Source organism: Streptomyces sp. NPDC001381 (assembly GCF_042895685.1).
GTDB lineage: Bacteria > Actinomycetota > Actinomycetes > Streptomycetales > Streptomycetaceae > Streptomyces.
This window is the reverse complement of the sequence record NZ_JBIAWO010000011.1, coordinates 146,855-166,984: the sequence shown is the minus strand read 5'-3', so window position 1 is coordinate 166,984 and position 20,130 is coordinate 146,855. Positions and strand designations below refer to the sequence as shown.

Below are 20,130 nucleotides of genomic sequence, written 5' to 3'. Positions count from 1 at the left end.
ATGGTCAGGGCGTCCACGGGACGGACGGGGGACGGCCGCACGCGGCCGGGGTCTCCGCCCGGTCGGGCCACGGCCGCAGCGCCGTCGTGTCGCGCTCGGAGGACGAGTGGCGTGACAGGTGTCGGCCGACCATTAGCGGGAGGTCGGCATGGACCGGTAGTGTTCGACATTGCCGAACGCCGGTACTTGCGTATCGCGCGTGGACGGTCGAAGGGGACGGAGGCAGGACGGCGATGGCACGGAACATCCAGTCGGTCGAACGGGCGGCCGCGATGCTGCGGCTGCTCGCGGGCGGGGAGCGGCGGCTGGGCCTGTCCGACATCGCCTCGGCGCTGGGCCTGGCCAAGGGCACCGCCCACGGCATCCTGCGCACCCTCCAGCAGGAGGGCTTCGTCGAGCAGGAGGACGCCTCGGGGCGTTATCAACTGGGCGCGGAGCTGCTGCGGCTGGGCACCACCTATCTGGACGTGCACGAGCTGCGCGCGCGTGCCCTGGTGTGGACGGACGACCTGGCGCGGTCCAGCGGCGAGAGCGTCCACCTGGGGGTGCTGCACCAGCAGGGCGTGCTGATCGTGCACCACGTCTTCCGGCCGGACGACAGCCGGCAGGTCCTGGAGATCGGGGCCATGCAGCCGCTGCACTCCACGGCCCTGGGCAAGGTGCTGTCGGCGTACGACCCGGTGGCGCACAGCGAGGCCACGGAGGCCGACCGCAAGCCCTTCACGGACCGCACGGTGTGTGAGCTGGAGGACTTCGAGCACATCCTGGACGTCACGCGCGCGCGTGGGTACGCGGCGGACGTCGAGGAGACCTGGGAGGGTGTGGCCTCGATCGCCGCACCCATCCACGACCGGCGGCGCATGCCGGTGGGGGCGGTCGGCATCACCGGGGCCGTGGAGCGGCTGGCCCGGGACGGCGAGCTGCGGCCCGAGCTGATCGCGGCGGTGCGGGACTGCGCCCGCGCGGTGTCGCGGGACCTGGGCGCCGGGCGCTTCTGAGCGGCCCGCCGAGGCCGAGGAGCACGCAGGAGCACACCGGGACGCCGGCCGGCGTCCCGGTTCTCGCCGTGCCCGCGCACGCGCGTGCGGCGGGACATGCGCGGCGGGAGCGGAGCCGCGCCCGCGCGCGACCGGCGGGAATCGATAGCCGACGCCGATCAATAACGATCGCGCTTTCGATAACAGAACCCTTGACGCACACCTGACCCCGGGGCAAGACTCCCGTCCATCGGTCGGCATTGTCGAACACCTGACGGCAATACGCGCTAGAGTGTGGCAACGCCAAGGACCGGAATCGCTCTCACCCCCGAGGGCGCCAGTACCCCCGGAGGGACCCGGGGAGAACGGCTTCCCTGGACGAAGGACAAAGGAGTCGCGGGTGTCCAGCTCCGACATCTTCATCGGCGAGACCATCGGTACCGCCATACTCATCCTGCTCGGCGGTGGCGTCTGCGCCGCCGTCACGCTGAAGGCCTCCAAGGCCCGCAACGCCGGCTGGCTCGCCATCACCTTCGGGTGGGGCTTCGCCGTGCTCACGGCGGTCTACACCTCGGCGCCGCTGTCCGGCGCCCATCTGAACCCGGCCGTGACGCTCGCGCTCGCGATCAAGGACAACGACTGGAGCAACGTTCCGGTCTACTGGGCGGGCCAGCTGCTCGGCGCCGCGCTCGGCGCGGCCCTGGTCTGGGTCGCCTACTACGGCCAGTTCCACGCGCACCTCACCGACAAGGAGATCGTCGGCGGTCCGGGCGCCCAGGCCACCGCGGCCAAGGCCGTCGAGGCCCAGGAGCAGGGCGCGGGCCCGGTGCTGGGCGTCTTCTCCACCGGTCCGGAGATCCGGGTCGCCTGGCAGAACCTCGCCACGGAGATCGTCGGTACGGTCGTGCTGGTCCTCGCCGTCCTCACGCAGGGCCTGAACGACAAGGGCAACGGCCTCGGCACCCTCGGTGCCCTCATCACCTCGCTCGTGGTGGTCTCCATCGGTCTGTCCCTCGGCGGCCCGACCGGCTACGCGATCAACCCGGCCCGTGACCTCGGTCCGCGCATCGTGCACGCCCTCCTGCCCCTGCCCAACAAGGGCGGCTCCGACTGGGGCTACGCCTGGATCCCGGTGGTCGGCCCGCTGATCGGCGGCGCCATCGCTGCAGGCATCTACAACGTCGCCTTTGCTTAAGAGCACCAGCCGCACCTCTTGACCATCAGCGCCGTACAGACAGCCCCTTACCCACGGAACTCCAGGAGCACTCAGTGACCGACGCCCACACCGCCGGCCCCTTCATCGCCGCGATCGACCAGGGCACCACCTCCAGCCGCTGCATCGTGTTCGACCGCGACGGCCGCATCGTCTCCGTCGACCAGAAGGAGCACGAGCAGATCTTCCCCAAGCCGGGCTGGGTCGAGCACGACGCCAACGAGATCTGGACCAACGTCCAGGAGGTCGTCGCCGGAGCCATCGAGAAGGCCGGCATCACCCGCGACGACATCAAGGCCATCGGCATCACCAACCAGCGGGAGACCACTCTCCTGTGGGACAAGAACACCGGTGAGCCCGTCCACAACGCCATCGTCTGGCAGGACACCCGCACCGACGCCCTGTGCAAGGAACTCGGCCGCAACGTCGGCCAGGACCGCTTCCGCCGTGAGACCGGCCTGCCGCTGGCCTCGTACTTCGCCGGCCCCAAGGCGCGCTGGCTGCTCGACAACGTCGAGGGCCTGCGCGAGCGCGCCGAGGCGGGCGACATCCTCTTCGGCACCATGGACACCTGGGTCATCTGGAACCTGACCGGTGGTGTCAACGGCGGCAAGCACTACACCGACGTCACCAACGCCTCCCGCACCATGCTGATGAACCTCCACACCCTGGAGTGGGACGACAAGATCGCCGAGTCCATCGGCGTCCCGCTGGCGATGCTCCCCGAGATCCGCTCCTCCGCCGAGGTCTACGGCGAGGTCACCGGCGGCAAGCTCGGCGAGCTGCTGGGCGGCATCCCGGTGGCCTCCGCGCTCGGCGACCAGCAGGCGGCTCTGTTCGGCCAGACCTGCTTCTCCGAGGGCGAGGCCAAGTCGACGTACGGCACCGGCACGTTCATGCTGATGAACACCGGCGAGAAGATCATCAACTCGTACTCCGGACTGCTGACCACCGTCGGCTACCGGATCGGCGACGAGGCGCCGGTCTACGCCCTGGAGGGCTCGATCGCCGTCACCGGTTCGCTGGTGCAGTGGATGCGCGACCAGATGGGCCTGATCTCCACCGCCGCCGAGATCGAGACGCTCGCGCTCTCCGTCGAGGACAACGGCGGCGCCTACTTCGTGCCGGCCTTCTCCGGTCTGTTCGCCCCGTACTGGCGCTCCGACGCCCGCGGTGTGATCGCCGGCCTGACCCGGTACGTCACCAAGGCGCACCTCGCGCGCGCCGTCCTGGAGGCCACCGCCTGGCAGACCCGTGAGATCACGGACGCCATGACCAAGGACTCGGGCGTCGAGCTCGCGGCCCTGAAGGTCGACGGCGGCATGACCTCCAACAACCTGCTGATGCAGACGCTCTCGGACTTCCTGGACGCCCCCGTGGTGCGCCCGATGGTCGCCGAGACCACCTGCCTCGGCGCCGCCTACGCCGCCGGCCTCGCCGTCGGCTTCTGGACCAGCACCGACGACCTGCGCGCCAACTGGCGGCGGGCCGCCGAGTGGACCCCCCGCATGGACGCGGAGACCCGCGACCGTGAGTACAAGAGCTGGCTCAAGGCCGTCGAGCGGACCATGGGCTGGCTCGAGGACGAGAGCTGACGCGGAGCCCTCCACCAAGGCTCAGCACGCTCTGATGAGGAGTAAGAACCCGACATGACCAGTCAGTCCACCCTGCAGTCCGTACCTGCCCTGGGGACGCACCCGGCCACCGGCTCGAACCCGAGCCGCGCCGAGACCAGGGAGCAGCTCTCCAAGGCGTCGTACGACCTTCTCGTGATCGGCGGCGGCATCCTGGGCATCTCGACCGCCTGGCACGCCGCGCAGTCCGGGCTCAGGGTGGCCCTGGTCGACGCCGGCGACTTCGCCGGCGCCACCTCCTCCGCCTCCTCCAAGCTTCTCCACGGCGGTCTGCGCTATCTGCAGACCGGCGCGGTGAAGCTGGTGGCGGAGAACCACTTCGAGCGCCGTGCGGTCTCCCGCCAGGTGGCCCCCCACCTGGCGAACCCGCTCACGTTCTACCTCCCCGTGTACAAGGGCGGGCCGCACGGCGCGGCGAAGCTCGGGGCGGGCGTGTTCGCCTACTCCGCCCTGTCGGCCTTCGGTGACGGCGTGGGGCATCTGCTCTCGCCGGCCCGGGCCGCACAGGACGTGCCCGAGCTGCGCACCGAGAACCTCAAGGCCGTGGCCGTGTACGGCGACGACCAGATGAACGACGCGCGCATGGCGCTGATGACGGTCCGCGCGGCCGTCGGGGCCGGGGCGGTCGTCCTCAACCACGCCGAGGTCACCGGTCTGCGCTTCACCAGGGGCCGGGTCACGGGCGCGGACCTGCGGGACCGCGTCTCCGGTGACGAGTTCGGCGTCGACGCCCGGTTGGTGCTGAACGCGACCGGCCCGTGGGTCGACCACCTGCGCAGGATGGAGGACCCGCATGCGGCCCCGTCGATCCGTCTGTCGAAGGGCGCGCATCTGGTCCTGAAGCGGACCTCCCCCTGGAAGGCCGCGCTCGCGACCCCCATCGACAAGTACCGGATCACCTTCGCCCTGCCCTGGGAGGACATGCTCCTGCTGGGCACCACCGACGAGGAGTTCGAGGGCGATCCGGCGGACGTCGCGGTCAACGACAAGGACATCACGCAGATCCTCGACGAGGCCGCGTTCTCCGTCCGCGACCAGCAGCTCTCCCGCGACCTGATCACGTACGCCTTCGCGGGTCTGCGGGTGCTGCCGGGCGGCCCGGGCGACACCGCGAAGGCCAAGCGGGAGACGGTGGTCACCGAGGGCAAGGGCGGCATGCTGTCCGTCGCGGGCGGCAAGTGGACCACCTTCCGCCACATCGGCCGCACCGTGATGCAGAAGCTCGAGGCGCTGCCGGGCCACCCGCTCGGCGACGACTTCGAGCCGGTCTCCTCGCTGCCGAAGAAGCTGCCGCTGCCGGGTGTCGCCAACCCGCGCGCGGTCGCCCACCGGCTCCTGGTGGACCACCCGGCGCCCGGCCCGCGGATGGCGGCCGACACCGCCCGGCACCTGGCCACCCACTACGGCTCGCTGGCCTTCGACATCGCCCGTCTGGCGAACGAGAACCCGGAGCTGGGCGAGCGCGTCCACCCCGACGCGCCGGAGATCTGGGCGCAGGTCGTCTACGCCCGCGACCACGAGTGGGCCGAGACTGCGGACGACGTGCTGCGCCGCCGTACGACGCTGACGATCCGCGGCCTGGCCACGGACGAGGTGCGCGGCAAGGTGCAGGACCTGCTCGACAGGAAGTAGCGCACCGCGAGAAGACCCGCTGCCTGCCCACTCCCCTGACCAGGGCCGGCAGCGGGGAACCGGCCCCTCCGCACCGGGGCCGGAACGACGGGAGGGGCGGCTGCCGCCGATGCAGCCGCCCCTTCCGCATGCCCGCCTCCCCTCGCGGACCGGTTGTCGGTGGCGGGTGTTTTCATGGGGGCATGAACATCGATCAGGCCGATCCCGCCGAGCTGGCCGCCCTCCGCGAGGCCTTCACCGTGGACGACGGCGGCGCGTCGGCGCTCGGCTGGGAGGCGGTGCACGCCTTCGAGAAGGAGCACGGGGTGGTGCTGCCCGAGCCGTACCGGACGTTCGTGGCGGAGATCTCCGACGGGTCGCTCCAGGGGCCGCCCGCGTACGGGCTGGTGGGGCTGGCCGAGGGCGCCGCGCAGCAGGATCCGGCCAAGCCCTTCCCGCTCACGCGGGCGTGGCTGTGGGAGGAGGACGACGGGCCGTACGAGGACCCCGAGGCCGTCATCGACCAGGTGGGTGAGCACGGGTCGGTCGCGCTCGGCACGGACGGCTGCGGCATGGACTGGCATCTCGTCGTCACGGGCCCGCATCGTGGGCACATCTGGCACATCACCGATGTCGGCGCCATGCCCTTCGGTGCGGAGTTCGGTCACACGACGGCCGCGCCCGGATTCGCCGGCTGGGTGGCGCACTGGGCGGGCGGGAAGGAGTGGTTCGACGCGGCGTGACTCCGCGCACCCTCCGTCCCTCGGGAGCACGTTCATGACGCAGGACGTCCTGCCCGTCACCCGGGTCCCGCGCACCGGGCTGCCGGCGCATGCCGTGGTCGTCGGCGATCCGGCGCGTGCCGCCGCGGTGGCCGGGCTGCTCGACGGCGCCGAGGAAGTGTCGTACCACCGCGAGTACCGGGTGTTCCGCGGGAGCCGGCGGGGCGTGCCGGTCGTCGTCGCCTCGCACGGGGTGGGTGCTCCGGGCGCGGTCCTGCTGTTCCAGGAGCTGGCGGACGCGGGGGTGCGCACCTTCCTGCGGCTGGGTACGGCGGGCTCGATGAAGCCGGGGATCGGCGACGGCGACCTGGTCATCGCGGAGGCGGCCGTCCGTGACGACGGTGTCACCTCTCAGTTGCTGCCCCCGGAGTATCCGGCGGTCTGCGCTCCGGAGGCGGTGTTCGCCCTGCAGCGGGCCGCCCGTGAGGCCGGCGCCCCGCACCACCGGGGCGTCGTCTGGACCCGGGCGGCCTTCCGGCCGGGTTTGTTCCCCCTCTTCTCGTACGGCGGTGCCGGGCTCGCGGCGATCGAGATGGAGCTGTCGGCGTTGCTGGTCACGGCCTCCGTGCGCGGACTGGTGGCCGGTGGTGTCCTGGTCGTCGACGGGGTGAGCGCCGACGGGACGGCCGCCGAGGGGTCACCGCTGTCCACGGGCGGCTACGACCCGCACCGCGAGGTCGTCGCGGCCGGTGTCGCGCGGGGCGCGGTCGTGGCCCTGGAGGCGCTGCGCATGCTGGCGCAGGGGGAGGGGGCGTGAGCGTCGGGGCGGTCGTCCGATCACTCCCCGGTGCCCCGGCCGCCCCTCATAATGGACTGAGACATCCGATGTCTGAGCGGATGGTCAGGAAGCGACAGGGAGGCCGGTCATGGCAGTCACCGACGAGGCGATCGAGAAGATCAAGGGCATGATCGTCTCGGGTGCGCTGCGCCCCGGCGACCGGCTCCCCAAGGAGAGCGAACTGGCGGCCGAGCTGGGCCTGTCCCGCAACTCGCTGCGGGAGGCGGTGCGCGCGCTGTCGCTGATCCGGATCCTGGACGTGCGCCAGGGCGACGGCACGTATGTGACCAGTCTCGACCCCCAACTGCTGCTCGAGGCGATGTCCTTCGTCGTGGACTTCCACCGGGACGACACGGTCCTGGAGTTCCTGGCCGTGCGCCGCATCCTGGAGCCGGCCGCGACCGCGATGGCCGCCCTGCGGATCAGCGAGCAGCAACTGGACGCGCTGCAAGCCCGGTTGGACAAGCTCGGCGATGCGCCGTCGGTGGAGGAACTCGTCGCCTCGGACCTGGAGTTCCACCGGGGGATCGTGCAGAGCGCCGGCAACTCGGTGCTGTGCTCGCTGCTGGACGGTCTGTCCGGGCCCACCACCCGGGCCCGGATCTGGCGCGGGCTGACCCAGGAGGACGCGGTCGCCGGCACCCTGCGCGAGCACCGCGCGATCCTGGCGGCGCTGCGCGACCGGGACGCGGAGGCGGCGCGTTCCTGGGCGACGGTGCACATCGCGAGCGTGGAGCAGTGGCTGCGGTCCACGCTCTGACGGGCGGGCCCGAGAGGGGTCCGGCGCGGGGTGTTCAAGGGTGGTGAACGGGGCAGTGATCCGTTCACTCCCCCGTGCAAGGGGGCTGCGGGCGCCCCCGCGGAACGCCGTAAGGTTGGGTGGTCAAGCGAGGGCACGTCGGAAGGAGGCGCTGGGTGATCGAGCTCGAGGGGGTTCCCGAGCTGATCGACCCGGTCATGGTGGCCGCGTTCGAGGGCTGGAACGACGCCGGCGACGCCGCCTCCACCGCGGTCGCGCATCTGGAGCGGGAGTGGAAGGGCGAGGTGTTCGCGGCGCTGGACGCCGAGGACTACTACGACTTCCAGGTGAACCGGCCGACGGTGTTCATGGACGGCGGCGTACGCAAGATCACCTGGCCCACGACAAGGTTGTCGGTCGTGCGGGTCGGCGGCGACAAGCCGCGGGACCTGGTGCTCGTGCGCGGTATCGAACCGTCCATGCGCTGGCGCTCGTTCTGCAACGAACTGCTCGCCTTCGCGCACGAACTGGGTGTGGAGCTGGTGGTCATCCTGGGCGCCCTGCTCGGTGACACCCCGCACACCCGTCCGGTCCCGATCAGCGGGACGACGTCCGACACGGATCTGGCGCAGCGGATGGACCTGGAGGAGACCAAGTACGAGGGTCCGACGGGCATCGTCGGCGTCCTGCAGGAGGCGTGCACGCACGCGGGCGTCCCGGCGGTGTCCCTGTGGGCGGCCGTGCCGCACTACGTGTCGCAGCCGCCGAACCCGAAGGCGACGCTGGCGCTGCTCAACCGGCTCGAGGACCTGATCGACGTGCGCATCCCGCTGGGCGAGCTGCCCGAGGACGCGCGCGCGTGGCAGGTGGGCGTGGACCAGCTGGCGGCGGAGGACAGCGAGGTCGCGGAGTACGTGCAGACGCTGGAGGAGGCCCGTGACACCGCCGAGCTGCCCGAGGCGTCCGGCGAGGCCATCGCCCGCGAGTTCGAGCGCTATCTGCGCCGACGGGACGGCGGCGGCCCGCCGGACCCCGGGGAGCGGACGCGGCCGCCGAAGCCGCCGAAGCCGAGCGGGGACGCCTCCGACGACGAGGATTCGTCGGAGGAGTGAGCGTGGAGGGGAAAGGGCGGTGCGCTCGGGGCGCACCGCCCTTTCCGTCATGCCGGGACGGCGACCACCGTGTACGCCGTCTGCGGGGTGGGGGTCGTCGTGAAGCGGGCGTTGGGCAGGTAGAGCCGGTTGCCGTGGGCGGCGACCGTGGTCGGCACGTCGAAGTCCGCGTCGGTGATGCGGCGCTCGAACACCCCGCTGCGGCCGTCGGCGGCCAGGGTGAACACGTCGACGGCGTTCTGCCGGTTCTGTACGACGTACAAGGTCCGCCCGGTCAGCAGCAGCCCGTCGCCGTTGGTGAGGGGAGCGGCGTCGCCGAGGTCGGCCAGGGTGGTGACGCCGGTGCGCGGGTCGACGCGGTGCAGTCCCCCGGCCCCGCTCTGGACGACGAGCAGCGCCGAGCCGTCGGGGGTGCGGGTGATGCCGTTGGCGTTCACGGATCCGTCGTCGGTCTGGGTCCAGTCGCCGCTCAGCGGGAGGCGTACTACGTCCGCGGCGCCCGGGAGTTCACCGCGCCGCCCGAGTGGCAGGGCGTACAGCGTGGGCCGGTAGGAGTCCGTGAACCAGGCCGCGCGCGGGGTGAGACACACGTCGTTGGTGAACGTCGGCGTGGCGGTGGCGAGTCGGTAGGAGGCGAGGATCTCGCCACTGCGCACGTCCACGACGCGGGCGCCGGTGTCGCGTCCGGCGACGAACAGCCGTCCGCGGTCGTCGAGTTCGAGGCCGACGGAGGGGGTGCCGGGGCCGGTGGAGACGATGCCGCCCTCGCCGGTGCGCAGGTCGGCGCGGTAGATCGAGCCGTCACCGAGCGAGCCGAGGAGGCGTCGGGCCGCGTCCGACGGCGATGCCCTCGGGGCGGAAGCCGTCGGGCAGGGGAATCACGTCGGGCCAGGCAGCGGCGGCGTGGGCGGGCGGGCCGAGGGAGGCGGCGCCCAGGGTCGCGGCGCCGAGCGCGAGCAGCCGGCGGCGGGCGAGGGGATGTGCGAAGGAACCGTGTGTGGGTGCCACGGGACGTCCTTCCGCGGAGGGGACCGGCGGCCGGCCGGTCCGACGGGATCGGCCGAGGCCCACTTCACCACGGACACCGCTGTGGTCACAGGTGCCGGCAGCAGGTCGACAGCACCTCGACAGTGAGGGAGGGGCCCGTCCCGCGCCGGGCGGGACGAGCCCCTCGCTCACTGGATCAGCGGGTCACAGCGCGACACCCAGCAGGGCGTCCACGGCCCGGGAGACGACGCCGGGCGCACTGATGTCGGTGCCGCCCTGTTCCTGCTGGAGGGCGGCCCAGCGGTCGACGGCGGCCAGCGCGGCCGGGGCGTCGAGGTCGTTCGCGAGGGCTTCGCGGATCTCCTCCACCAGGGCCTCGGCGGGCGGCCCGTCGGGCCGGGAGACGGCCGCGCGCCAGCGGCCGAGCCGGGCCACGGCGTCCACGAGAACCTGGTCGGTCCACTCCCAGTCGGCCCGGTAGTGGTGGGCGAGCAGGGTGAGCCGGATGGCGGCGGGGTCGACGCCGTCCCGGCGCAGCCCGGAGACGAAGACGAGGTTGCCCTTGGACTTGGACATCTTCTCGCCGTCCAGGGCGACCATGCCGGCGTGGACGTACGCCTTGGCCATGGGGAACTCGCCGGTGAGCACCTGGGCGTGCGAGGCGCCCATCTCGTGGTGCGGGAAGGCCAGGTCGGAGCCGCCGCCCTGGACGTCGAAGCCCATGCCGAGGTGGTCCAAGGCGATGGCGACGCACTCGATGTGCCAGCCGGGCCTGCCCCGGCCCAGCGTGCCGCCGTCCCAGCTGGGCTCGCCCTCGCGGGCCGCCAGCCACAGGATCGGGTCGAGGGGGTTCTTCTTGCCGGGGCGGTCCGGGTCGCCGCCGCGCTCGGCGGACAGCAGGCGCATGGCGGCGGCGTCGAGGCGGGAGACCTTGCCGAAGTTCGGGTCGGACTCGACGGAGAAGTAGGTGTCGCCCTCGAGCTCGTACGCGGCGCCCGCGTCCCGCAGTCGTTCCACGAGCGGGACGATGCCGGGTATCGCCTCGACGGCGCCTATGTAGTGCTGGGGCGGGAGCATCCGCAGGGCGGTCATGTCCTCGCGGAAGAGGGCCGTCTCCTTCTCGGCGAGGGCGACCCAGTCGACGCCGTCGCGGTCGGCGCGCTCCAGGAGCGGGTCGTCGACGTCGGTGACGTTCTGGACGTAGTGAACCTGCCGCTTGGTGTCGAGCCACACGCGCTGGACGAGGTCGAACGCGTTGTAGGTCGCCGCGTGACCCATGTGGGTCGCGTCGTACGGGGTGATGCCGCAGACGTAGAGACGGGCGACGGGACCGGGTTCAAGGGTGACCAAGCCACCGGTCGCGGTGTCGTGGATCCTCAGGTCGCGGCCCTGACCAGGCAGGGCGGGGACCTCGGAAGCGGGCCAGGCATGCATGTCATGAGCCTAACCGGACGGAAGTTGCGCATACGAACCGGAGCAGGCCGGATGACCGGGAAGGCGCTCTTGTGCGATTCCGTCCGGTGTGCTTGCGGGCTGTCACACCGGTGGCCAGGGGATGGCCGGCCACTCGCCGCCGGGCTCGGGGTGCTTCCCGGACTCCAGGAGCGCGTCGACACGCGCGCGGGTGGCGTCGAGCTCGGCGGGCGTGACGAGGGCGGCCAGGGTGCCCGTGAGCGGCCCGGAGGGCTCCAGGGCGGCCCTGAGGCCCTTGAGGACGTCGACGGCCTCGGCGGTCAGGGGCTCCCCCGCCCAGCCCCACAGGAGGGTGCGCAGTTTGTTCTCGGTGTTGAAGGTCACGCCGTGGTCGATGCCGTAGAGGCGGCCGTCGGCGGTGGGCAGCAGATGGCCGCCCTTGCGGTCGGCGTTGTTGATCACCGCGTCGAGGACGGCGAGCCGCCGCAGCCGCTCGTCGTCGGCGTGCACCAGCAGCGCGGTCCGCCCCTCCCCGACCTCGGCGAACCCGATCGCCTTCCAGCCGGGCTCCGGCTCCTCGGCGTCGACGAGCGCCAGGAGTCCGGTCTCGGCCGTCGCCTCGATCCACAGCTGGCACATGCCCTCGCCGTACGGTCCGTCGCGCAGCACGGTGGGCGGGACGAGCCCCCAGCCGGTCGCCTCGGAGACCTCGTAGGCGGCGACCTCACGCTGGGCGAGGGTGCCGTCGGGGAAGTCCCACAGGGGTCTCTCCCCCGCGACGGGCTTGTAGACGCAGGTGGCCTCGCGGCCCTCGTGGACGACGGTGCAGTACAGGGCCGCGTTGGAGGCCTCGCGGATGCGGCCCTGGACGGTCAGCTCGCCGTGGGCGAGGAGCTCGGCGGAGGCCGGGTCGGTGGTCGTCACGCCCCGCGGCGGTATCCGTTCTGGCGCGGACATACGTGTCCTTCCGGGTCGAGCGGCAGACTGCACAGCGGGCACGGCGGCCGGCCGGCGTTGACGACGTCGAGGGCGCGCTTGGCGAAGGCTCTCGCCTGCGCGCCGGTGAGCCGGACCCGCAGCATCGGGGGCCCGTTCTCCTCGTCCTGGAGCAGCCGTTCCTCGGCCTCGGCGAGGTCCTCCTCGGAGTCCGCCTCCAACTCCACGAGGGCCTGCGCCTCGACGATCATGCGCTGCTCCTCGCCGTCCCAGGCGAGGGCCATGGTGCCGACCCGGAACTCCTCCTCGACGGGGGTCTCGAGAGGGGCCGTGTCGGAGTTGTCGGCGGGCGCCACGGCGGGCACGGCCGCGTTGCCGCCGCTACGGCGTACGACCTCGTCCAGCAGTTCGTCCATGCGCTCGGCGAGCGCGGCGACCTGGGTCTTCTCCAGGGCCACACTGGTCACTCGGGAGCCGGCGGTGGCCTGGAGGAAGAAGGTACGGCGCCCGGGCAGTCCGACCGTACCGGCCACGAAGCGGTCCGGTGGGTCGTAGAGGAACACCTGACGGGACACGTCCTGTCTCCATGGGAGTCGTGGGTTCGGGAACGTCCATGCGTGTACGCGCGTGTGTGGACCGCTTCACCCTACTGCGGCCGACGATCACGGTGCGCCCGCGCCGCCTCCGACCGTCGCGTCGCCGGTCGGGGGTTCCTCGCGCGGCGCCAGCGAGGCGAAGTCGCCGGTGTCGCCGAGCCGCACGAGAAAGGGCCGCAGCCGGGTGTAACGGATCGCGGTGATGGAACACGGTTCGACAGAGATCCGCTGGAAGAGGTCGAGATGGAGCCCGAGCGCGTCCGCCACGAGCGACTTGATGATGTCGCCGTGCGAGCACATCAGATAGACGGCGTCGGCGCCGTGGTCGCGCTCCACGCGCGCGTTCCACTCGCGCACGGCCTCGGCGGCGCGGGTCTGCATGGCCCGCATGGACTCGCCGCCCGGGAACGCGGCGGAGGACGGGTGCGCCTGCACGACCTCCATCAGGGGTTCGTCCTTCAGCTCGGCGAGCTTGCGGCCGGACCAGTCGCCGTAGTGGGCCTCCCCGATCCGCTCGTCGGTGTGGACGGGCAGGCCGGGGCGGGCTGCCAGGAGCGGCTGGACGGTCTCCTGGCAGCGCTGCAGAGGGCTCGCGACGACCTCGGCGATCGGCAGTCCCTCCAGCCTGCCGGGCAGCGCGGCGGCCTGCGCGGCCCCGCGCTCGTCGAGGGCGACGCCGGGCGTCCAGCCGGCGAGCACTCCGGAGGTGTTGGCGGTCGAACGTCCGTGCCGGACGAGGATCAGCGTGGGCATGCGGACCAGCGTAGGCGTACGCGTGGGTACGCCGGGGAGCCCCTGAAGGAGGAATGCGCTCCGTGATCGTCGACTGCGCGGTCTACCGTGACGGACACCGTACGGACGGGCCGCAGGACCTGTCGGACGCCCTGGACGAGGCGCGTGCCGCGGGCGGCTTCGTGTGGATCGGGCTGTACGAGCCCACCGAGAAGGAGTTCGACCGCGTCACCCGGGAGTTCGGCCTGCACCCGCTGGCCGTGGAGGACGCCCTCAAGGCCCATCAGCGGCCCAAGCTGGAGGTGTACGAGGACTCGCTGTTCCTGGTGTTCAAACCGGTCGTGTACGAGCCCGAGAGCGACACCGTCTCCTCCGGCGAGGTGATGGTGTTCCTCGGGGACTCGTTCGTGGTGACCGTCCGGCACGGCGAGGGCTCGCCGCTGGCCGCGGTGCGGCGCCGGCTGGAGGACGAGCCGGAGATGCTCGCGAAGGGGCCCACGGCGGTGCTGTACGCGATCGCCGACGCCACCGTCGACCACTATCTGGACGTGGCGACCGAGCTGGGGACCGATCTGGAGGAGCTGGAGGCGGAGGTGTTCTCGCCGGACGGCGGCGGTTCGCGGCACACCGCGTCGCGGATCTACACCTTCAAGCGGCAGGTCCTGGAGTTCCGGCGGGCCACCGGTCCGCTGGGGCCGCCGGTGAACCGGCTGGCGGACACGGGCGCCCTCGGCGCGGGACTGCCCTTCGTGGACGACCGGGCGCGGCCCTTCTTCCGGGACGTCAGCGACCATCTGATGCGGGTGAACGAGTCCGTGGAGGGCCTGGACCGGCTGGTGTCCGACATCCTCTCCGCGCACCTCGCGCAGATGAGCGTCCGGCAGAACGACGACATGCGGAAGATCTCCGCGTGGGCGGCGATGGCCGCGGTCCCCACGATGATCGCGGGGATCTACGGGATGAACTTCGACCACATGCCGGAGCTGCACTGGCTGTGGTCGTATCCGGCGGTGGTCCTGGTGATGGCGGTCCTGGAGGTGCTGCTGTACCGGCTGTTCAAGCGGCGGGGCTGGATGTAGGCGTGGGCGGCCGCGGCGGGGCTCAGGCGAACTCGGGCGCCGTCACGGGCGGGCCGCCCAGGGCGTCGCGGCGTTCGGGCATCTCCAGGGAGACCATCCGCCGCCAGCCGGCGAACCGCTCCCAGGCGTACACGGCGTGGATGCCGGCCGCGAGGACGGCGGACTTGGCCTTCGGCCAGCCGAGGATGCGGCCCATGTGGGCCATGACGGCGAGGCTGACGTCGCGGTGGACGCGGATCTCGGCGAGCGCGCACGCGCGCAGCGTCCGCTGGATGGCGCGGCCGTGCCCGGCGTAGGCGAGGCGCAGCAGTTCCTCGTGGCAGTAGGCGAGGTGGTTGTCCTCGTCGTGCGAGATCATCCTGACCGCGCGGCCGATGTCGGGGTGGTCGGCGAAGTGCCGGCGCAGCAGTTCCATCTGTTCGGAGGCCCGCTGCTCGGTGACCCGGCTGTGGGCGAGGTAGATGACGATGTCCTGGACGGTCAGCGGCCGGTCGGCCCTGAGCCTGTCGTGGGCGAGGCCGATGCCGTGGCGCTCCAGGAGCATCGTGTAGTCGGTGTCCGGCGGCACGGGGACGGGCCGGAGGCCGCGCTTCTTCATGAGGGCGTCGAAGATGCGCCCGTGCTTGTCCTCGTCGGCTCCGTGCCGGGTGATCTTGGGGGCGAGGTCGCGCTGGTCCGCCGGGACGAGCGCGGCGATGCGGGCGTTCTCCCAGCCGCCCTGCGACTCCCCGCCGGCGGCGATGGAGCAGAAGAGCGCGAAGGACTCGTCGTTGTCGATGATCTCCTGGAACAGGCTCTTGGCGGAAAGCATGCACATCAGTCAAGAGCGGCGGAACGGAGCCCGCAACAGCTGTGTCCGGGGGCTCGGCCGAAAGGATGACGGCCGGGGTCTCGACGAGGGCGTAACCGGGCGCGCCCCGGCGCGTTGTTCTCCGTGACGGCCGTGGCGGGGAAGACCCCCGAGCCCCCACCACGGCCGCTGAACTTCCTCCCTACGCCAGCCCGGCGCGTTCCATCGCCTGTACGCCGGCCCGCAGCGAGGCGAGGCGCTCGTCCAGGGTGAAGCCCGCGGGGGCGAGGGTGAGGGTGGTGACGCCGGCGGCGGCGTAGGCCTTCATCCGGTCGGCGATCCGCTCCACCGAGCCCAGCAGCGTGGTCCGGTCGATCAGCTCGTGCGGTACGGCGGCCGCGGCGCCCTGCTTGTCGCCGGCCAGGTACTTGTCCTGGATCTCCGTCGCCGCCTCGTCGTAGCCCATGCGCCGGGCGAGCTGGTTGTAGAAGTTCTGCTTGCGGCTGCCCATGCCGCCGACGTACAGGGCGGTGTAGGGGCGGAAGGTGTCGGCGAGGCGCTCGACGTCCTTGTCGTCGCCGAGGGCGAGGGGCAGCGTCGGACAGACGTCGAAGCCGTCCATGGTCAGCCCGGCCTTCTCGCGCCCGGCCCGCAGGTGCTTGATCGCGGTGTCCTCGAGGTGGTCGGCGGAGGGGAAGATGAGCAGCGCGCCGTCGGCGATCTCGCCGGTCTGCTCCAGGTTCTTCGGGCCGATCGCGGCGATGTAGAGCGGGATGTGCTCGCGCTGCGGGTGCACGGTGAGCTTGATCGGCTTGCCGGGGCCGTCCGGCAGCGGCAGCGTCCAGTGCTCGCCGTCGTACGACAGCCGTTCCCGGGTCATCGCCTTGCGCACGATCTCGACGTACTCGCGGGTGCGGGACAGCGGCTTGTCGAACTTGACGCCGTACCAGCCCTCGGAGACCTGCGGCCCGGAGACGCCGAGGCCGAGGCGGAAGCGGCCGCCGGACAGGGAGTCGAGCGTGGCGGCGGTCATCGCGGTCATCGCGGGCTGACGCGCCGGGATCTGGAAGATCGCCGAACCGACGTCGATCCGCTCGGTCTGCGCGGCGACCCAGGTGAGCACGGTGGCGGCGTCCGATCCGTAGGCCTCGGCGGCCCAGCAGACGGCGTACCCGAGCCGGTCGGCCTCCTGGGCCACGGCCAGGTTGTCCCCGTCCATTCCGGCACCCCAGTAGCCGAGGTTGATCCCGAGCTGCATGGCCGATTCCCCTTACTGATCAGTAACGACGCTGTCGTGCCGACCTTAGCGCGGGGGGCCGGGGGGCGGGGAGGGCGGTGTGGTGAGGGTCGCGTGTCCCGGTGCCGGCCGCTCGGCCCGCGCGGCCACGGGACCCGGGGTGGCCCCGACCTGGGGGTGACGCGCGGAGATTCCGTTGTCCACAGGCAACCCACGGCCCAGTTCTGGCCAGTAATCTCGGCGTTCATGGAGCAGAGGCATCTCGGCCGCACCGGCCTGCGTGTGTCCCGCATCGGGCTCGGCACCCTGACCTGGGGGCGTGACACCGACGAGCACGACGCCGCGGACCTCTTGAAGACGTTCTGGGAGGCGGGCGGCACCCTCGTCGACACGGCCGACGTGTACGGCGACGGGGAGGCCGAGTACCTGCTGGGACGGCTCATGGAAGGCCTGGTGCCGCGCCGCGACCTGATCATCTCCACGAAGGCGGGCAGCGTGCCCGACCCCGACCGCCGTTTCGACGGCTCCCGGGGCCATCTGCTGGCCGCCCTCGACGCCTCTCTCGCCCGCCTCGGCACCGACCACGTCGACGTGTGGCACGTCCACGCCTTCGACCCGGACACCCCGCTGGAGGAGACCCTCCAGGCCCTCGACATAGCTGTCGCCAGCGGCCGCGCCCGCTACGCCGGTGTCTCCAACTTCTGCGGCTGGCAGCTCGCCAAGGCCGGCACCTGGCAGCTCGCCGCGCCGGGCACCCGCACCCGGCTGGCCAGTACGCAGATGGAGTACTCGCTGCTGCAGCGCGGCGTGGAGCGCGAGGTGCTGCCGGCCGCGCTGGACCTGGGCATCGGCCTGCTGCCGTCCTCGCCGCTCGGCCGGGGCGTGCTCACCGGCAAGTACCGGGGCGACGCCCTGCCGCCCGACTCGCGCGGCGCCTCGGACCACTTCGCGCCGTTCGTCGAGCCCTATCTGGACGACACCGCGAGCCGCATCGTCGACGCCGTGACGACCGCGGCGGACGGACTCGCCGTGACCCCGCTCCAGGTCGCCCTCGCCTGGGTCCGCGACCGCCCCGGGGTGGCCGCGCCGGTGGTCGGCGCGCGCACCGCGCAGCAGCTCACGGCGGCACTGTCAGTGGAGGCCCTTAGTCTTCCTGACGAGATCTGCCGGGCGCTCGACGACGTGTCGGCGCCCGTGCACCGCTATCCCGATCACGACTGGAGCACGCTGTGAGCACGGAGCCGGACCCCTCGGAAAGCACCGAGAACACCGGGCCGGAGACCCCGGACGGTGACGGCGGCGGCCTGGACGCGGCCGAAGGCGCCGCCGAGGAGACTCCCGCGCCGCAGCCGGCCGAGGGCGGGGCCGCCCCGCTCCCCGAGGGCGAGGCCACCGCCCCGCTCGCCGAGGGCGAGGCCGCCGCGCGGCTCTCCGAGGCCGAGGCCGAGCTCGCCGCGCAGAAGCTGGAGAGGGAGCGGATCGAGCGGCGCAAGGCCGAGAAGGCGAAGCCCATCGACAGCGGGACCAAGCTCAGCGGCAAGGCCGCCGACCTGCTCGCGGCGGTGCGGGCGGTGGAGAGCGGGGCCAGGCCCCCGGCGACCGTCCTCAGCGAACCGGGACCCCCGCGCCGCCCCGCCACCCCACAGCCCGTACGGCCACCGCAGCCCGTGGCCGCCGAGGTCACCGCCGCTCCCCCGCCGCCCGCCCCGGACACCGTGGAGGCCGTGCGCCGGGTGCTGAGCGACGGCGGTGCCCCCGAGGCGCTCGCGCCGCAGGTCGCCGCGTCGCTGGGCGACGGAGCACAGGAGCTGCTGCGTGAGGACCCCTGGCAGCTGCTGCGCGTCACCGGTGTACGGCCCGAGCAGGCCGACGGCTTCGCGCGGGCGCTGCTCGGCCCCGAGTGCGCCCCCGGCGACGAGCGGCGGGGCCGCGCGATGACGGTCTGGCTCCTGGAACAGGCCGCCCTGGCCGGCCACACCGCCCTGGAGCTGCCGACGCTCACCGCCGCGCTCGGCCGGCAGGCCGTGCCGGACGCCGACGCGGCCGTGCAGAGCGCCCTCTCCGAGGGGGACGCGCTCGCCTTCCAGGACGCCCTGGAGGAGCCCGGCGCCGCCGCGGGGAGAACCGACGCGGAGGAGGGCGACGAGGAGGAGGACCGCCCGGTCCGCGTCCTGGTCGGCCTCGAACGGTACGCGCTCGCGGAGGAGAGCCTCGCCGACGGCCTGGCCCGGATCGTGAACTCCCTGACCAAGGAGGCGCCCGCGGAGACCGAGTGGGAGTCGGCCGCGGCCTCGGCGTCCGGCAGCGCGGCCGAGCTGATCCGGGCCGTCGCCGGTCACGGCCTGGTGCTGCACACCGGCGGCGAGGCCGCCCGCGCCGAACCGGCCGCGCTGCTCACCGCGGCCCGCGCCCTGGGGCTGCGGGCGGTCGCGGCCTGCCACACCCGGATCGGCCGTCGCGCGTTCGGCGCGCTGCTGGGCGGGGCGGAGGACGCCGCCGTCACCGTGTCGGGTCTGCTGTCGGGCACCGAGGGTCCCGGCCGGGACGCCGACGGGGCGTTCGCCCTGGACCTGCTGGTCCTGCCGGACGCGCCGCGACTCGACGTGGAGCGCGCCGCGATGCTGGTGGAGTCGCTGCCGGACGGTGCCCGGCTGGTGCTCGGCGGGGATCCGGCGGAGCTGTGGTCGGCCGGTCCCGGCCGGGTCTTCGCCGATCTGCTCGCGGCCCGGGTGTGCCCGCAGGTCGCCTCGCGCACGCCCGACCCCGGGCCGCTCGGCGAACTCCTCTCCGGGATCGGCGTCGGCGAGCTCAACCAGGTCGAGGCACCCGGCAAGGAGCTGGTGATCGTGCCGGTGCGGGACGCGGCCGAGGCCGTGCACCGGACCATGCAGCTGGTCTTCGAGTCGGTGCCGCGGGCCTTCGGCCTCGCGCCCGGGGAGACGGTGGTGATCACCCCGGGCCATGGCGGCCCGGCCGGTACCCGCGCGCTCAACGCCGGGCTGAAGGAGCGGCTCAACCCCGGCCCGGGCCGCTTCGGCGGCTTCGACCCGGGCGACGTGGTCGCCCACTCCCCGGTGCCGGGACAGGTGGAGCTGGGCCGGGTGGAGAAGGCGGACGCGGACGGGCTGCACCTGTCCTGCTCGGGCGCCCCCGTCGTCGTACCGAGGGAGCGGGTGGAGCAGACCGTGCGGCACGGCTGGGCGCTGACCGCGCACCAGGCCGCGGGCAGCCGCTGGCCCGCGGCGGTCGTGGTGCTGCCCGGGGATGCCGCGCAGGCCCTGTCCCGTCCGTGGGTGTACACGGCGTTCAGCCGCGCGGAGCGCCATCTGTCCGTGGTGCACGGCGTCGAGCAGGCGCTGCCGAGGGCCGTCGCCGAGGTGGCGCCGAAGCCCCGCACGACCCGGCTGCCGGTACTGCTGCGCACCCAGGTGCCGGCGGCCGGCTGACCCGGCCCCGGGTGCACGCGGGCGGCGGCCGTGAAGGGCTTCCCCTTCCCGGCCGCCGCCCGCGTGTC

17 protein-coding genes and 1 pseudogene are annotated in these 20,130 nt (G+C 72.8%); 11 read left to right on the top strand and 7 right to left on the bottom strand.

What is annotated here, in order from left to right; genetic code table 11:
- Positions 1 to 233: 233 nt before the first annotated feature.
- The 8 genes from ACFY2L_RS33690 to ACFY2L_RS33655 all read left to right on the top strand — a co-directional run bounded on the left by ACFY2L_RS33690 (position 234) and on the right by ACFY2L_RS33655 (position 8,846).
- Positions 234 to 998: an IclR family transcriptional regulator gene (locus ACFY2L_RS33690; RefSeq protein WP_390660764.1), complete on the top strand. Its 765-nt coding sequence runs from the start codon at positions 234 to 236 to the stop codon at positions 996 to 998.
- Between the two features lie 379 nt (positions 999 to 1,377).
- Complete coding sequence (locus ACFY2L_RS33685; protein ID WP_390660763.1) at positions 1,378 to 2,172, top strand: MIP/aquaporin family protein; 795 nt, start codon at positions 1,378 to 1,380, stop codon at positions 2,170 to 2,172.
- A gap of 74 nt (positions 2,173 to 2,246) precedes the next feature.
- Positions 2,247 to 3,785: a glycerol kinase GlpK gene (glpK, locus tag ACFY2L_RS33680; RefSeq protein WP_390660762.1), complete on the top strand. Its 1,539-nt coding sequence runs from the start codon at positions 2,247 to 2,249 to the stop codon at positions 3,783 to 3,785.
- Between the two features lie 54 nt (positions 3,786 to 3,839).
- On the top strand, positions 3,840 to 5,456 hold the full coding sequence (locus ACFY2L_RS33675) for an FAD-dependent oxidoreductase (RefSeq protein ID WP_390660761.1): 1,617 nt from the start codon (positions 3,840 to 3,842) through the stop codon (positions 5,454 to 5,456).
- A 182-nt stretch (positions 5,457 to 5,638) separates the two neighbouring features.
- Complete coding sequence (locus ACFY2L_RS33670; RefSeq protein ID WP_390824239.1) at positions 5,639 to 6,178, top strand: SMI1/KNR4 family protein; 540 nt, start codon at positions 5,639 to 5,641, stop codon at positions 6,176 to 6,178.
- A 34-nt stretch (positions 6,179 to 6,212) separates the two neighbouring features.
- Positions 6,213 to 6,974 (top strand): nucleoside phosphorylase, encoded by a 762-nt coding sequence (locus tag ACFY2L_RS33665; protein WP_390824238.1) that lies wholly within the window; start codon positions 6,213 to 6,215, stop codon positions 6,972 to 6,974.
- Between the two features lie 109 nt (positions 6,975 to 7,083).
- Entirely contained in the window at positions 7,084 to 7,755 is a 672-nt protein-coding gene (locus ACFY2L_RS33660) for a FadR/GntR family transcriptional regulator (protein WP_390660758.1), read from the top strand.
- Positions 7,756 to 7,910: 155 nt separating this feature from the next.
- Positions 7,911 to 8,846, top strand: coding sequence for a PAC2 family protein (locus ACFY2L_RS33655; RefSeq protein ID WP_390660757.1), 936 nt, complete (start codon positions 7,911 to 7,913; stop codon positions 8,844 to 8,846).
- A gap of 47 nt (positions 8,847 to 8,893) precedes the next feature.
- Here the strand turns inward: ACFY2L_RS33655 and ACFY2L_RS33650 are convergent.
- The 5 genes and pseudogenes from ACFY2L_RS33650 to ACFY2L_RS33630 form a co-directional block, all read right to left on the bottom strand.
- Positions 8,894 to 9,854 (bottom strand): annotated as a pseudogene (locus tag ACFY2L_RS33650) (SMP-30/gluconolactonase/LRE family protein).
- 183 nt (positions 9,855 to 10,037) lie between these two features.
- On the bottom strand, positions 10,038 to 11,267 hold the full coding sequence (mshC, locus tag ACFY2L_RS33645) for a cysteine--1-D-myo-inosityl 2-amino-2-deoxy-alpha-D-glucopyranoside ligase (protein ID WP_390824237.1): 1,230 nt from the start codon (positions 11,265 to 11,267) through the stop codon (positions 10,038 to 10,040).
- A gap of 102 nt (positions 11,268 to 11,369) precedes the next feature.
- Positions 11,370 to 12,203 (bottom strand): SCO1664 family protein, encoded by an 834-nt coding sequence (locus ACFY2L_RS33640; protein WP_390660754.1) that lies wholly within the window; start codon positions 12,201 to 12,203, stop codon positions 11,370 to 11,372.
- Complete coding sequence (locus ACFY2L_RS33635; protein WP_390660753.1) at positions 12,167 to 12,757, bottom strand: DUF3090 domain-containing protein; 591 nt, start codon at positions 12,755 to 12,757, stop codon at positions 12,167 to 12,169. The genes ACFY2L_RS33640 and ACFY2L_RS33635 overlap by 37 nt, the downstream gene beginning before the upstream one ends.
- An 87-nt stretch (positions 12,758 to 12,844) precedes the next feature.
- Entirely contained in the window at positions 12,845 to 13,531 is a 687-nt protein-coding gene (locus ACFY2L_RS33630) for a histidine phosphatase family protein (protein ID WP_390824236.1), read from the bottom strand.
- Between the two features lie 62 nt (positions 13,532 to 13,593).
- Here ACFY2L_RS33630 and corA point away from each other — a divergent pair, with 62 nt between their 5' ends.
- Complete coding sequence (gene corA / locus ACFY2L_RS33625) at positions 13,594 to 14,589, top strand: magnesium/cobalt transporter CorA (RefSeq protein ID WP_390660936.1); 996 nt, start codon at positions 13,594 to 13,596, stop codon at positions 14,587 to 14,589.
- Between the two features lie 22 nt (positions 14,590 to 14,611).
- Here corA and ACFY2L_RS33620 read toward each other — a convergent pair whose 3' ends face one another.
- Positions 14,612 to 15,400, bottom strand: a complete 789-nt coding sequence (locus tag ACFY2L_RS33620; protein WP_390824235.1) for a ferritin-like domain-containing protein — start codon at positions 15,398 to 15,400, stop codon at positions 14,612 to 14,614.
- A gap of 181 nt (positions 15,401 to 15,581) precedes the next feature.
- Positions 15,582 to 16,637: an LLM class F420-dependent oxidoreductase gene (locus ACFY2L_RS33615; protein WP_390660750.1), complete on the bottom strand. Its 1,056-nt coding sequence runs from the start codon at positions 16,635 to 16,637 to the stop codon at positions 15,582 to 15,584.
- A gap of 225 nt (positions 16,638 to 16,862) precedes the next feature.
- Here ACFY2L_RS33615 and ACFY2L_RS33610 point away from each other — a divergent pair, with 225 nt between their 5' ends.
- Positions 16,863 to 17,849, top strand: a complete 987-nt coding sequence (locus ACFY2L_RS33610; RefSeq protein WP_390824234.1) for an aldo/keto reductase — start codon at positions 16,863 to 16,865, stop codon at positions 17,847 to 17,849.
- Entirely contained in the window at positions 17,846 to 20,062 is a 2,217-nt protein-coding gene (locus ACFY2L_RS33605; RefSeq protein ID WP_390824233.1) for a helix-hairpin-helix domain-containing protein, read from the top strand. Before ACFY2L_RS33610 ends, ACFY2L_RS33605 begins: the two co-directional genes overlap by 4 nt.
- Positions 20,063 to 20,130 lie beyond the last annotated feature (68 nt).